The sequence below is a fragment of the Kribbella soli genome (assembly GCF_004331345.1).
Classification (GTDB): domain Bacteria; phylum Actinomycetota; class Actinomycetes; order Propionibacteriales; family Kribbellaceae; genus Kribbella; species Kribbella soli.
In genome coordinates this window covers 1,578,016-1,591,087 of the sequence record NZ_SJJZ01000003.1, presented here as the reverse complement: position 1 = coordinate 1,591,087, position 13,072 = coordinate 1,578,016, and the positions used below count along the sequence as shown (strand labels likewise).

13 protein-coding genes are annotated in these 13,072 nt (G+C 67.6%); 7 read left to right on the top strand and 6 right to left on the bottom strand.

The features are described 5' to 3' along the window. The first annotated feature begins 24 nt into the window (after nucleotides 1-24). Complete coding sequence (locus tag E0H45_RS30440; RefSeq protein WP_475009183.1) at nucleotides 25-2,706, top strand: family 78 glycoside hydrolase catalytic domain; 2,682 nt, start codon at nucleotides 25-27, stop codon at nucleotides 2,704-2,706. Between the two features lie 15 nt (nucleotides 2,707-2,721). Here E0H45_RS30440 and E0H45_RS30435 read toward each other — a convergent pair whose 3' ends face one another. Beyond that, on the bottom strand, nucleotides 2,722-3,273 hold the full coding sequence (locus E0H45_RS30435) for a small multidrug efflux protein (protein WP_131343557.1): 552 nt from the start codon (nucleotides 3,271-3,273) through the stop codon (nucleotides 2,722-2,724). Nucleotides 3,274-3,465: 192 nt separating this feature from the next. Here E0H45_RS30435 and E0H45_RS30430 point away from each other — a divergent pair, with 192 nt between their 5' ends. Further along, on the top strand, nucleotides 3,466-4,401 hold the full coding sequence (locus tag E0H45_RS30430) for a LysR substrate-binding domain-containing protein (protein WP_337590425.1): 936 nt from the start codon (nucleotides 3,466-3,468) through the stop codon (nucleotides 4,399-4,401). Nucleotides 4,402-4,422: 21 nt separating this feature from the next. Here the strand turns inward: E0H45_RS30430 and E0H45_RS30425 are convergent, their stop codons facing one another. Further along, nucleotides 4,423-5,175: an SDR family NAD(P)-dependent oxidoreductase gene (locus E0H45_RS30425; protein WP_131343553.1), complete on the bottom strand. Its 753-nt coding sequence runs from the start codon at nucleotides 5,173-5,175 to the stop codon at nucleotides 4,423-4,425. A gap of 121 nt (nucleotides 5,176-5,296) precedes the next feature. On the opposite strand from E0H45_RS30425, the gene E0H45_RS30420 reads away from it, so the two are divergent. The 5 genes from E0H45_RS30420 (at nucleotide 5,297) to E0H45_RS30400 (ending at nucleotide 10,083) form a co-directional block, all read left to right on the top strand. Continuing rightward, nucleotides 5,297-6,301 carry an AraC family transcriptional regulator gene (locus E0H45_RS30420; protein WP_131343551.1) on the top strand — a complete coding sequence of 335 codons (1,005 nt, stop codon included), beginning with the start codon at nucleotides 5,297-5,299 and terminating at the stop codon, nucleotides 6,299-6,301. Between the two features lie 105 nt (nucleotides 6,302-6,406). Next, nucleotides 6,407-7,933 (top strand): alpha/beta hydrolase, encoded by a 1,527-nt coding sequence (locus tag E0H45_RS30415; RefSeq protein WP_131343549.1) that lies wholly within the window; start codon nucleotides 6,407-6,409, stop codon nucleotides 7,931-7,933. 65 nt (nucleotides 7,934-7,998) lie between these two features. Next, nucleotides 7,999-9,201, top strand: a complete 1,203-nt coding sequence (locus E0H45_RS30410; RefSeq protein ID WP_131343547.1) for a sensor histidine kinase — start codon at nucleotides 7,999-8,001, stop codon at nucleotides 9,199-9,201. Further along, nucleotides 9,198-9,854, top strand: a complete 657-nt coding sequence (locus E0H45_RS30405; protein ID WP_202872569.1) for a response regulator — start codon at nucleotides 9,198-9,200, stop codon at nucleotides 9,852-9,854. Before E0H45_RS30410 ends, E0H45_RS30405 begins: the two co-directional genes overlap by 4 nt. Nucleotides 9,855-9,921: 67 nt before the next feature. Continuing rightward, nucleotides 9,922-10,083 carry a hypothetical protein gene (locus E0H45_RS30400; protein ID WP_202872568.1) on the top strand — a complete coding sequence of 54 codons (162 nt, stop codon included), beginning with the start codon at nucleotides 9,922-9,924 and terminating at the stop codon, nucleotides 10,081-10,083. 62 nt (nucleotides 10,084-10,145) lie between these two features. On the opposite strand, the gene E0H45_RS30395 is transcribed toward E0H45_RS30400, so the two are convergent. The 4 genes from E0H45_RS30395 to E0H45_RS30380 all read right to left on the bottom strand — a co-directional run bounded on the left by E0H45_RS30395 (nucleotide 10,146) and on the right by E0H45_RS30380 (nucleotide 12,720). Beyond that, complete coding sequence (locus E0H45_RS30395) at nucleotides 10,146-10,985, bottom strand: alpha/beta fold hydrolase (protein ID WP_131343545.1); 840 nt, start codon at nucleotides 10,983-10,985, stop codon at nucleotides 10,146-10,148. A gap of 79 nt (nucleotides 10,986-11,064) precedes the next feature. Continuing rightward, nucleotides 11,065-11,721 carry an NAD(P)H-binding protein gene (locus E0H45_RS30390; protein ID WP_131343543.1) on the bottom strand — a complete coding sequence of 219 codons (657 nt, stop codon included), beginning with the start codon at nucleotides 11,719-11,721 and terminating at the stop codon, nucleotides 11,065-11,067. Beyond that, the gene (locus tag E0H45_RS30385; RefSeq protein ID WP_131343541.1) at nucleotides 11,722-12,108 is read right to left on the bottom strand and encodes a GNAT family N-acetyltransferase; all 387 of its coding nucleotides are present in this window, start codon (nucleotides 12,106-12,108) and stop codon (nucleotides 11,722-11,724) included. It lies immediately after the preceding gene. A 57-nt stretch (nucleotides 12,109-12,165) separates the two neighbouring features. Next, entirely contained in the window at nucleotides 12,166-12,720 is a 555-nt protein-coding gene (locus tag E0H45_RS30380) for an NADPH-dependent F420 reductase (protein WP_131343539.1), read from the bottom strand. Between the last annotated feature and the right edge of the window lie 352 nt (nucleotides 12,721-13,072).

Below are 13,072 nucleotides of genomic sequence, written 5' to 3'. Positions count from 1 at the left end.
CGGTTCCGGCCGAGTCTCCGAAGCATGCCTGTTCAGCAGAGTGAGGAACACATGAGTCGTTCTCCGGACCGACTACGGATCGACAGCGGTGGCGACCAGTTCACTGTGTCCGGCCCGTCGCCAAGACTCTCGTGGCGGGTTCCACGGGCGTTTGCCGGCCAATCGGCGTACGAACTGGAAGCGGCCGTCGACGGCGCCCCGCTCGCTCGCGTTACGCAAGCGTCGGGCGAGCACTTGTTCATCCCGTGGCCGTGGGCGCCGCTCCAAAGCTGTCAGCGGGTGACGTGGCGCGTACGGGTGCGCGGCGACCAGGGCTCGTCGGACTGGTCCGATCCAGCCAGGTTCGAGGTCGGCCTCCTCGACAGCGACTGGATGGCTCAATGGATCTCTCCGGTCGAAGGTGCCGACGAGGGCTATGGCAAGCGACCCGCGTACGCGCTGTCGACGCGGTTCGAGCTGTCGGCCGACGTGGCGTCCGCACGGCTGTACGCCACCGCGCTCGGTGTCTACGAGGCGTTCGTGAACGGCCGACGGGCCGGAACCGCTGAGTTGACGCCGGGCTCGACGTCGTACGATCGCACGCTCTACGCGCAGGCGATGGATGTCACGGAATCCCTGCAGCCGGGCAGCAATGAGCTCGAGGTCTTGCTGTCGGACGGCTGGTACCGCGGCAAGACCGGCGGCTTCCGCCTGCCGTCCGGATGGGGTACGACGACGGCCGCGCGGCTGGAACTCCACGTCTGGCACCACGACGCATCCCGGCAGGTCGTTCGCAGCGACGCCACGTGGACGAGCTCACGATCGAGGATTGCCCGCGCCGACCTCATGGACGGGCAAGCGGTCGACCTCGGATCGCCGTCCGACGTACGACATCCGGTTCTGGTCGACCAGGTCGTTGCTCCTGACATCGATTGGTCGCCGGCGCCGCCGGTGCGGCGGATCGAGTCCCGGCCGCCGGTCACGATGCGGCAGACCGGCACCGGAGGCTGGGTGGCGGACTTCGGCCAGAACGCCTCGGGCTGGATCTCGCTTGCGGACCTCGGCCCGGCGGGAACTCGCACGATCATCGACTACGGCGAGTTCGTCGGGACCGACGGCGACCTGACTACCGCCCATCTGGACTCCGTCCTGCCAGAGGGCGGGCCGGTCCGGTTCCTGCAGCGCGACGAGGTCGTGTCCGCGGGCGACGGCGCGGTGTTCGAGCCCCGGCACACCGTGCATGGGTTCCAGTACGCGCGATTGCGGCGCGACGACGGTCGGGTCATCGACCCAGCGAGTGTGACGATGCACGTGGTGCACTCGGATCTCACCCGGACCGGAACATTCGAATGCAGCAGTGCCGACCTCAACCGCCTGCACGACATCGCGGTCTGGAGCTCTCGTGGCAACGCGGTGGATGTGCCCACCGACTGCCCGACCCGGGAGCGGATCGGCTGGACCGGTGACTACCAGGTCTTCGCTCCCGCAGCGACGCGGCTGTACGACGTTCACGGATTCACCCGGAAGTGGCTTCGCTCGGTCCGGGACGACCAACTGCCCGATGGACGGATCGCGAACTTCTCCCCGGACGGCCGGCGTACCAAGCTCAATCTCGAGGATCGCCTGGCCAGGACGACCGGATCGGCCGGCTGGGGCGACGCGATCGTGGTGGTCCCGATGGAGCTCTACGAGGCCTACGGCGATCGCGAGGTTCTGTCCGAGAACTGGGCCGCGATGGTTCGCTGGGTGGAGTGGTGTCTTGATGCCGCCCGCACCCATCGGCACCCGACCCGGATCGAGCGCTCAGCCGACCCGCTGCCTCACGAGCAGTTGATCTGGGACGGCACCTACCACTGGGGCGAATGGGCTGAGCCGACGCCCAAGGCGCCCGATGGGACGCCGATCGAGCCGCTGAGCGACCCGGTGGAGTCCGACAATGGCGAACTCGGTACTGCCTACCTCTACAGGTCGAGTGCGACCCTCGCGCGGATCGCCGAGATCCTTGGCCGGCCCGCGGAAGCGGCGCGTTACGCCGGGATCGCGAGTCAGGTGCGTGATGCCTGGCGCACGGAGTTCCTCGACGAGTCCGGGCGGACGGCAGGCGATACCCAGGCCGGCTACGTGCGGGCTTTGTGGTTCGGCCTGATTCCGGGGGAGTTGCGACAGAGCGCCGTACGGCGGCTGGTCGAGCTGATCCGGGCCACGGGCAACCATCTGGGGACCGGATTCCTGTCGACGGCGCAGTTGCTCCCGGTGCTCGCCGACCTGGGGTACGCCGATGTTGCCTATGACCTGCTCTTCCAGCGCACGTCCCCGTCCTGGTTGACGATGCTGGACCGCGGGGCGACGACGATCTGGGAAGAGTGGGACGGGATCGACGACGACGGGAACCCGCACGCTTCACTCAACCACTACAGCAAGGGCGCGGTCGTCCACTTCCTGCATACTCACGTCCTCGGCCTCCGGCAGGCCGAAGATTCCGTTGCCTGGGAATCATTTGTCGTTGCGCCGGTTCAGCATCGGGAGATCACGTGGGCCCGGGGCTCCTACGAAAGTCCTCAGGGTCGCATCGACGTCGCCTGGCGCATCGAGGGCGGAACCTTCCAGATCACTGTCGACATACCGCCCGGCTCCACCGCCGAAGTCGTCTTCCCGGACGGCGAAAGTACGACGCTTCCGCCCGGGCAATTCAGCGCGACCCGTCCTGCTCCAACTGGAACCTTCTGAAGGGATGGCGGACGGTCATTCGGCCTCGATCACGGTGACGAGGCCGGTTGCGGCCAGGGTGAGTAGGGCTGCCCACAGCACGATCGCGATCACCTGCCAGAGGATGACCCAGCGCTTGCTCACGCCCGTGGCGACCAGGGTCGCGGCGGTGAGATGGGTCGGCAGCGCCAAGGGACCCAGGAGGCTGGCACCGGGGACGCCGAACCGGACCAGCAACCGGCGCAGTCGCTTGTGGCCGTTGGATTGCTTCTCGGCGCGCTCACTCTCGTGCGCTTGCTCGTCCGTCGAGAGTGCTGCGGCGCCGGGGCGGCGGCTACGGCGCGCGAGGGCGGTGGCGCGGGCCCGGGAGCTGAGCAGTACGACGAGCACGACGGCGATGATGTTGCCCACCGCACCCGATATGCCGGCGACCACCGGGTGAATGCCCGCGAAGACGCCCAGTGCCGCCGATCCTTCGCCCTCGATGTACGGGATCGCGCCGGCGAGCGCGACGACAAAGGGCTGGACGAGCTCGGGTACTTGTCCAACGAGATCCTGGAACCACTCGTAGGGATTGGAACCTGACATTGGATGTCTTCCTGTTTGGGGCGCGTGGGCCCGTGACGCGTACCGCAAAGGTCGGACTCGACGTGATTCCTTCTGCGTAATGGGTTCTGTGTCATGGGATGGGCGGGCTGGGCCCGTCCCGTGGCGTGTTACGACGCTAAGGCGGTTGCCCTGCGGGCGTCCAAGACTTGTCCCGGCACCGGACGATAGGATCTGTCTATCGACATCAGCCCCCGCCTCCTGCGCTACTTCCTGGCCGTGGCCGAGGAACTCCACTTCGGTCGCGCAGCCATGCGTCTCTACATCTCGCAGCCGTCCCTGAGTCATCAGATCCGCAAGCTCGAGGAGGCGCTCGGAACCCCGCTCTTCGTGCGTTCGAGCCGTTGGGTGCAGCTCACCGCCGCAGGCCGGACGCTGCTCAAGGAGGCGCCGATCGCGTTGGCCGCACTGGAGCAAGCCCTGCAGCGCACTCGACTGGCCGGGTCAGGAGCCGCGGCGACGATCCGGTTGGGCTACACCCCGATCTCGAGCCTGGACACGCTCACGAAGCTCCTGGATGCCCTTCAGGAAGACCACCCCGATCTGACGGTCGAGGCCCGAGAACTCTTCAGCGCCGAGATCCCCGAACGAGTCTGCGCCGGCGACCTCGACATCGGTCTCGCCCTGGCACCGCAGCCCCTCGACGGGGTAGCTGGCGAGATCCTGCGCCAGGAGACGGTGTCCGCGCTCCTGAGCACTCGCCACCGCCTCGCTGCCGCGCCGACGATCCCGTTGACGGACCTCAGCGACGAGACGCTGCTGCTGTTTCCCCGCCGCCTCGCCCCGGCGTACTACGACGGCATCGTCGCCGCGTGCCACGAAGCGGGCTTCGCGCCCGATATCCGCGCCTTCGAGGACCCTCCGGTGAACGCGATGCTCGCCCGGCTCTCCAGCGGACGTGAGGTCGGCCTGGCCCCCGCGTCGTTCGCCGAGCACGCCGCGAAGGCCAGCACCAGCGTCACCGTTCGCGACGTCGTCGATCCGCCGATCCCCGCGGAGCTCTCGGTGCTATGGCCGACGAACGATCCTTCCCCTGCCATCGCAGGTGTTCTGGCCACCGCCCGCCGATGTGCTGAACGCCATGGATGGCTACGCAGCCCCATCGCGTAGCAGCGCCTGGCTCAGCGGCGCTCAGATCTGGTTCGTACCGCCGTCGACGTAGATGTTCGCGCCGACGACGTAGCTGCTTTGTTCCGAGGCCAGGAAGGCCACGACTGCGGCGGCCTCGTCAGGTTGACCCATGCGGCCCTTGGCCACGGTCGCGGCGACGTTCTGCTTGACGGCCCGGGCGGTTTCCTCGTCGCCGAAAGCGGCGGTGCCTCCGGGGGTCTCGATCCATGCCGGCGAGATCACGTTGACCCGGATGCCGCGGCCTTTGAGTTCGTTGGACCACGTGCGCGCGAAGGACCGGACGGCTGCCTTCGACGCCGCGTACGCGCCGAACGCTTCTACTCCACGGTCGCCGGCTGTCGAGCCGACCAGGACGATCGAGGCGCCGTCGTTGAGCAGCGGCAACGCCTTCTGCACGGTGAACAGCGTGCCTCGGACGTTGACCGCGAAGGTCTGGTCGAAGTGCTCCTCGGTGGTCTGCTCCAACGTCACGAACGTACCGACCGCCGCGTTCGCCACAAGCACGTCCAGGCCCTTGCCTCGGACCCGGACCGCGTCGTAGAGCCGGTCCAGGTCGGCCACGTTGGCGATGTCGCCGGCCACTCCTGTCGCCCGGTCCGTTCCGATGGTCTTGACGGCGGCCTCCAACTCGGCCTCGCGCCGGCCGGTGACGAACACGTACGCGCCCTCGTCTGCCAGCCGTACGGCGGTGGCCAGGCCGATGCCGGTGCTTCCTCCGGTGACCACCGACGTCTTGCCTTCCAGCTGTCCCATATGGGTGTCTCCATCACTTCTCGATGCCGATCCGTTCGACTTCGATACTGCGGGAGAGGGCGGATACGATCCATAATGCAGAGTCCATAGTTCTTTACGTATCGTCCAGGAGGTGTGCTCGGTGCTCGGCTTTCGGGATCCGGTGGCTGACGCGATCGGCCTGCTCCGTCCCCGCACAGTGATCGGGCCCAACCTCCGGGCCGCGGGAGAATGGGCGTTGCGCTTCGACACGTTCCTGCACGTGCGGATCGGCGGCCTCGTGCGCGGCACGTGCTGGTTGATCCTCGACGGGCACGAGCCGGTGCTGCTGCAGGAGGGTGACACCTTCATGCTGGGCAACCCTCCGCCGTACGTCCTGGCCAGCACGCTCGACGCGAGCCCGCGCCCCGCGGCGCCGGTGCTGGCGGGTGCCGAAGACGGGTTCGTGCGGATCGGCCCGGCCTCCGAGGAGGACCTCTACGTCTGCGTCGGGCACATCGCGTTCGACGACCAGAACGCGGCCCTCCTGACCGATCTCCTGCCGCCGCTGGTGATCGTCCGCGAGACCGATCCTCATGGCCGGCGGCTCGCGCAGTTGATCGATCTCCTGGCCACCGAGGTCGGCCTCACCGCTGCCGGCGGCCCGCTGGTGCAGAACCACCTTGCACAGATCCTGCTCGTGCACATGCTGCGCGCTCACGCCGCCCAGACAGACCGGCCCACCGGCTGGCTGGGCGCCCTGAACGAGGACGGCATCGGCGCCGCGCTGCGCGCCGTGCACGCGGACGTGGCGCACTCCTGGAGCCTCAAGGAGCTCGCCGAGATCAGCCACATGTCGCGTTCCGCGTTCGCCCAGGCCTTCAAGAGCCACGTCGGGATCCCGCCCCTGGAGTACCTGATCCAATGGCGCATGAGCCTCGCCCGCGACGCCCTCGCCCGCGACACGCTGTCGATCTCCGAGCTCGCACGGGCCACGGGCTACCAGTCCGAGAGTGCGTTCAGCACCGCGTTCCGCCGCGTGGTCGGCTCATCGCCCGTTCAGTTCCGGAACCAGGTACGGCAGGCCCGTCGATCGCCGGCCGGTACGACGGTTGTCCGTTCATCGGCCCAGCCTGGTGACGACCCTCGTGATGAAGCAGTGGCCTAGTACTTTCGGCCAGGTGCGAACCAGTCGCGCGCTTGATGTGGGAGGACGGCTCTGATCGGCAGAGTGAAGGCCGTCAGAACGTGTGCAGGCTGGAGGGAAGTCAGGATGCGAAAGGTTGTGACCATCGCCGTGGCTGTTGCCGCAGTGGCAGCAGCAACGGTCTCGGGGGTTTCGCAGGCGAGGACGGTGACCGCTGCGGACACTGCGACGCCCAAGCAGGGCATCAAGTGGGGGGAGTGCGACAAGGACGTCGGCGACGGGCTGCCGTTGCCGGAGGGAATGCAGTGCGGGACGTTGAAGGTCCCGCTGGACTACCAGAGGCCTGAGGGCCGCATGATCGACGTCGCGGTCTCGCGGTTGCCCAGTAAGAACCCGGAGAAGCGCCGGGGCATCTTGTTGACCAACCCGGGCGGTCCGAGCCCGGGGCTCGGTTACCTGGCCTTCCTGGTGACGGCGAAGCTGCCGCAGGCCGTGCTGGACAGCTACGACCTCGTCGGTTTCGACCCGCGGGGGATGGGCCGGAGTACGCCGGTGAAGTGTGACCTGACCGAGGAACAGCAGTTCTTCGGCAACATCCCGCCGTACGCGCGGAACGCGGCCGACGTCGCGAAGCGGGCCGAGCAGTCTCAGCAGATCGCCGAACAGTGCGCGGCCTCGGACACCGCCTGGATGCTGCCGTACGTCAGCGCCAAGAACACCGCGCGCGACATGGACAGCATCCGGACCGCGCTGGGCGAGGAGAAGGCGTCGTTCCTCGGTGCGTCCTGGGGCACCTACCTCGGTTCCGTCTACGCCACGATGTTCCCGAAGCGCACCGACCGTGTCGTCCTGGACAGCAACCTGGGTCCGGCCGGCTGGGACTACGAGAGTCAACGGCTGTGGTCGCAGGGTATGGACGACCGCTTCCCCGACTTCGCGAAGTACGTCGCCGCCAACCACCGCGAGTACGGGCTCGGCCGGACGGCGGCACAGGTGAAGGCAAAGTACTTGCAGCTGGCCGCGCGCCTGGACAGGACGCCGGTCAAGGGGCCGGACGTCGTGTGGGACGGGGCGCTGCTCCGGCTGATCACGTTCGGCTACACGTACGGCGCGACGCAGCTGGCCACACTCGCCGAGGTCTTCAAGGCCCTCGAGGCGAACCAACCGCCTCCGCCGCTGCCCGCGGGCGAGACCGCCAAGGCGACGGCGGCCGGCGTGGACAACCTCATCTCCGCGCGGTACTACATGATCTGCAACGACTCGCACTGGCCGACGTCGCTGCAGTCGTACCAGCGGAACGTGGCGATCGACCGGATCCGGCACCCGCTGTTCGGTGCGGCCGGAGCGAACATCAGCCCGTGCGCCTACTGGCCGAAGCCGGTCGAGGAACCTGTGAAGGTCGGCGACAACGGCCCGTCGAACGTGCTGATGGTGCAGAACCTCCGCGACCCCGCGACACCGCTGGCCGGCGCCAACGAGCTGCGGAAGGCGTTGGGCGACCGGGCCCGGATGGTGACGGCCGACCAGGGCGGGCACGGCGTGTACCTGCTGAACAAGAACCAGTGCGCGAACACGGCGGCGACGTCGTTCCTGCTGACCGGCCGGCTGCCGGAGCGCGACTACCACTGTTCCGCGGACGCAACACCCCGCTGATCGGTTCGTGACGCGTGGGCCGCGATGATGGTTGTTCCGCACGACGAGGAAGGACGGCGTACCCGGTGATCCGAAGCACCAACCGGACCTTGGGCCGCATCCTGGTCGTCCTCGAGGTGGTGGCCCTGGCGGGCTTCAACGGTGACGAAGCGGTACGCCGGTTGTTCGTGGACGACCAGGTCACGCCGGGCGGTGTCGCGTTCTTCGGGTCCGGGGCGGTGATCAGCACGCTCGCGCTGCTGCGGCGCCGGTACCCGGGAGCGATCGCGCAGCTCGTCGCGTCCGCGTTCGCGCTCTCGCTGATCTGCAGCGCGGCCGGCTTCTTCGCGAAGCCGGCCGCCCCGTTCGGAGGTGACGCCGAGACACTCGCGCTGGTACTGCTGATCGGAGCCGGTTGCCATCGGCTGCGATCCCTGGCGGCGGTCGCGGTCGCGATCGTCGGTGGCCTGGCGCTCGTGACGGCGCCGATGCTCCGCTACGGTAGGGATTCGACGACGCTCACCCTGGCGGTGTTCTGGACCATCCTGTGGGGCTGCGGCGTCGCGATCGGTCTGATGCTGCGGGATGCCGACGCGCGACGCGAGGCCGCCTTTGCGGCGGCGCGGAACCGGGAGCGGCTCGCGCTCGCCCGGGAGCTGCACGACCTGGTCGCCCACCACATCACCGGGGTGGTGGTCCGGACCCAGGCCGCCCAGGTGGTGCTTGCGGACGGCCCCGAACAGGGGTTGCTGCGCGAGATCGAGGGTGCCGGCGCCGAGGCGCTGGCCGCCGTACGACGTCTGGTGGCGATGCTTCGGAGCCCTGAGCAGACTGTGCCGCTCACCTCCGACGGGTTGGTGGAAGCTGTGGAGTCGGCCGTTGAAGGTCACGCGAACGTGGACCTGCGGCTGGCGCCGAGCCTGGAAGACCTGACCGTTGCACCGGAGACGGTGTCGACCGTGCATCGCGTCGTCCTGGAGTCGTTGACGAACGTCCGCAAGCACGCGCCGGACGCGCGGACGGTCACGGTTGCGGTAGAGCCCACAGTCGGGCAGGGCAAGGCTCTGCTGCGCGTCGAGGTCAGGAACGACGGGATCCGGCCGGGACGTGCGCGGCGCTCGACCGGTGGTTACGGACTGATCGGCATGGGGGAGCGGATCGGTGCGCTCGACGGCACGCTCACGGCTGGAGAAGAGGACGACCACGGCGAGCGCGGGTGGCGCGTCCTCGCTGAGCTCCCACTGCCTGGTGGAGTGGGAGCGGGACCGGAGAGGGGAACGGCACCGTGACATCGCGGACTGTGCGGGTGCTGCTCGCGGACGACCAGGCGCTGGTGCGTACCGGCTTCCGGCTCATCCTCGAGCGCGAGGCCGACATCGAGGTCGTCGGCGAGGCGGAGGACGGCAATCAGGCGGTAACACTCGCTCGTGAGCTGCGGCCGGACGTCACGCTGATGGACATCCGGATGCCGCACCTGGACGGCCTCAGCGCGACCCGGTTGCTCGCCGGACCGGAGGCGGTCGAGCCACTGCGCGTGCTGGTGGTCACGACCTTCGACCTCGACGAACTCGTGCACGAGGCGCTGCACGCCGGCGCGCGCGGCTTCCTGCTGAAAGACGCCGGCCCGCGGCTGCTCGTCGAAGCCGTGTACGCCGCCGCTAACGGCGATTCCCTGGTGTCGCCGTCGATCACAACCCGGCTCCTGAAGCACTTCAGTACGCCGAGCAGCAAGACGCGCCGCGCCAAGCCGCCGCTGACCGAACGCGAGCTCGACGTGACGCGGGCGGTCGCGCGCGGCCGGACGAACGCCGAGATCACCGACGAACTGGTGATCTCGCTGTCGACGGTGAAATCACACCTGTCCTCGATCCAGCGCAAGATCCAGGCCCGCAACCGCACCGAGATCGCTGTCTGGGCTTGGGAATCGGGCATCGTCCGCTGAGCGGCAACCGCACCGTACTCAGGTCAGCGGAACACCCGGAGGGTCGCGGTCCACGGCCGGGTCTGTGGTGGGTGGGCACGAACGCTCGACGAACCGCCGCCTCTCCCGCGGCGACGTGCTTCTGCTCGGCTACGACGCGTATCACCTGGTCGACCAGCTCATGACGCAGCCGCTCCAAATCATCCTCGCGGTCGATCGGCTCGTCGACTTCTACTCGGACCATCTGTAGGTCGGAGGGCGGTTGTGGAGGCTTGCCGGCTTGACGGGGTGATCCCTCCTTGTCGAAAGGATCTACGAGAGGAATGCGCTCAGTGCGGTGTTGACCTCGTCCGCGTGGGTCCAGAGGAGACCGTGCGGGGCGCCCTCGATCTCGACGTACTCTGCCTCGGGGAACGCGGCGTGGAAGCGGCGGCCGGTGGCATCGATGGGAAGGATGTTGTCGTTGGTGCCGTGCAGGATCAGCGTCGGCTTGCCGCTGGCGCGCACTGCCTCGAGGTCACCGCGGAAGTCCTCGATCCACGCCGCGACGACGGCGTACGCAGCCACCGGGGCGCTGCTGACCGCGACATTCCAGCTGCCGGTGACGGCCTCCTGACTGATGCGGGAGCCAAGGTTCTCGTCCAGGTTGTAGAAGTCGGCGAAGAACTGCGTGAACCATGCGTACCGGTCGCTTTTCGCTGCTGCCGCGATACCGTCGAAGACCTTCTGCGGTACGCCTTCGGGATTGTCGTCCCGGGCGACGAGGAACGGTTCCAGCGACGCGAGGAACGCAAGTTTCGCCACACGGTCGTGGCCGTACCGTGCCACGTAGCGGGCGAGTTCCCCGGTGCCCATCGAGAAGCCGACCAGCACGACATCACGGAGGTCCAGGGTTTCCAGGACCTTGTTCAGGTCTGCGGCGAACGTGTCGTAGTCATACCCGGAGGCGACCTTCGACGACTGCCCGAATCCACGACGGTCATAGGTGATGACCCGGTATCCCGCGGCAAGCAGCTCGCGTGTCTGACGCTCCCAGCTGTGCCCGTTCAGCGGATACCCGTGGATCAGGATGATCGGCTGACCCGACCCGTGGTCCTCGTAGTACAACTCGATCGGAGTGCTGTTCTCTTCACCGACGGCGATGTAGCCCATGATCTTCTCCTTTCGTGCGACCGGCCCACTGCGGTCGATTGCTGCAAGTTGCTGTTCCGTGGTTGGAACAGGGCAGGGTTCACACACTCCGGACGTTCGCTGCGACGGCCTCGTCGATGGGCGTCGTACCGCGATTCAGCTCGAGGATCTGGCGCGAGATCCGGGGCTCGCAGAGCAGCTGCGCCAAGGTGTCGGCGACGTCCTCTCGGGTGATGTCGTCGTGCACTTCCGCAGGACCCAGCGAGACTGTCCCAACTCCTGGGTCGTCCAGCAGGAGCGAGGGTCTCAGGATCAACCAGTCGAGCTCGCTCCGCGTGACCGCCACGTCCGCGGCCTTCTTGACCGCGAAGTAGTGCTCGACCTCTTCGCCCAGGTCGCGCTCACGCCACGATTCAGGGAATACCGACACCAGCGCGAACCGTCTGACACCTGCCTGTTCGGCCGCCTTCAAGGCGGTCGAGACCCCGTTGCCGTCGATCGCGTCGGTGATGTCACGCGCTCCGCCGTTGGAGCCTGCGGTATACACGATGACGTCAGAGCCTTCGAAGGCCTGGGCGAGCTCTTCGACCGACATCGCGCCGAGGTCGCCGACTGTGGCCTCGGCACCCTTCGACCGAAGATCGGCCTGCTGGCTCGCGCGACGCACGAGCCCACGGACCACGGCGCCGTGGTCGCGCAGCTTGTCGGTGAGGAGGTCACCGATGGCGCCGCTGATCCCGACGATGAACACTCGCATTCACAGCGCCTCTGCTACTGATCTTTTGACCAGTGCGATGTCGGCGGGTGTCGGCCGGTGGAACACCCCGCCATCGGCGACGAATTCCTCGCCGTGCTTCCTCAGGTGGCGAGCGAACAGCGGGCACACAGGCACGACGGTGAGGTTCTTGCGAATGCTGTCGGCGAGCGCCTCGCGCACCAGCAGCCCAGCCAGACCCTGTCCACCGAACTCCTGGTCTATCTCGGTGTGGAAGAAGATCCGGTCACCGTCGGGAGAATCGACGAAGTCGGCCCTACCGACGGGTGATTCGTCGGCGAGGTTCACCGTGTAGGAGCTGATCGGGCGAGTCACCTGGAGGCTGACGGTCACGGATGCACCGTTGTTGTCGATCAATCCATCAGCCACCTGGCCGTCCTTTCGTGAGACGCTGTCGCGGCTTGAGTCGACGTTCGCTGGCGAGAGTCAGAGCTGTTCTGGTGGTGCCATCCGGTAGACGAATTGGCCGAGCCCGGACTGGGCGATGGCGATGAGCAGTCCTGCCAGACCTTCTTGAGTGGCGGCCATACTCAGGTCGCCCACACGCACCGCCTCGTATCCGGCATCGAAACTCAGCTGGCTGACGATGCCTTCGGCTTCGTCGTCGCCGGACCACAGGTTGCTCGGCCGTACGCGGGCTTCGGCGATCTGCCCGAACAGAGAAGCGAAGTTGGTGTTGAACGCCTTCGCCGTTGGCCCTCCTGTGACCGACTTGACGTACTCGGCGTTGGACGTGAACCCGGCCGGAGGCCGGGCGTCGCCGTAGAGGTTGGTGGCGTCGAGCACCGTCTTGCCATCGAGCCCCTTGACGGACGACAGAGCCGCCTCCATGGCGGTACCCGGGACAGCGAGCAGCACCGCTTCGGCGGCGTCGGCGTCGCCGCCTGCACGCCCCAGCCGCGTCACCTTGTGCCCGGCACCTTCCCACAGGTCGGCCAGCCCGCCGCCGATGTTGCCTCGTCCGATCACAGTGATGTTCATGCTGCGCTCCTTGCCAGGCTGATGTGCGACGTAGACCGACCAGACCGGATCTGACCAGACTCCACGGGTCAGGCCGGAGCCCTGTTCCCGTGGCGTGGAACGACGCTACGACGGCCGTCCGGCGGGCGTCCAAGACCTGTCCTGACCCGGGACGATAGGATCTGTCTATCGATATCAGCCCTCGCCGTCACATCGGTGACCTGTCGCCGACCAGGCGCAGATGCCGGTGGCGGTGACGGCACGGACCTCGCCATCGTGGTCGTGGAACCTGGCGTGAGCCAGGTGCTTGACCCTTGACGTCGCGAAGGACCTCCAGGACGACCAGTTCCGGTACCTGAAGGTCCAGATATCA

Bases quoted from the DNA above. Each gene is read 5' to 3' on its own strand.
- E0H45_RS30440 (WP_475009183.1), top strand. From the start codon at position 25: ATGCCTGTTCAGCAGAGTGAGGAACACATGAGTCGTTCTCCGGACCGA.
- E0H45_RS30435 (WP_131343557.1), bottom strand. From the start codon at position 3,273: ATGTCAGGTTCCAATCCCTACGAGTGGTTCCAGGATCTCGTTGGACAA.
- E0H45_RS30425 (WP_131343553.1), bottom strand. From the start codon at position 5,175: ATGGGACAGCTGGAAGGCAAGACGTCGGTGGTCACCGGAGGAAGCACC.
- E0H45_RS30415 (WP_131343549.1), top strand. From the start codon at position 6,407: ATGCGAAAGGTTGTGACCATCGCCGTGGCTGTTGCCGCAGTGGCAGCA.
- E0H45_RS30395 (WP_131343545.1), bottom strand. From the start codon at position 10,985: ATGGGCTACATCGCCGTCGGTGAAGAGAACAGCACTCCGATCGAGTTG.
- E0H45_RS30390 (WP_131343543.1), bottom strand. From the start codon at position 11,721: ATGCGAGTGTTCATCGTCGGGATCAGCGGCGCCATCGGTGACCTCCTC.
- E0H45_RS30380 (WP_131343539.1), bottom strand. From the start codon at position 12,720: ATGAACATCACTGTGATCGGACGAGGCAACATCGGCGGCGGGCTGGCC.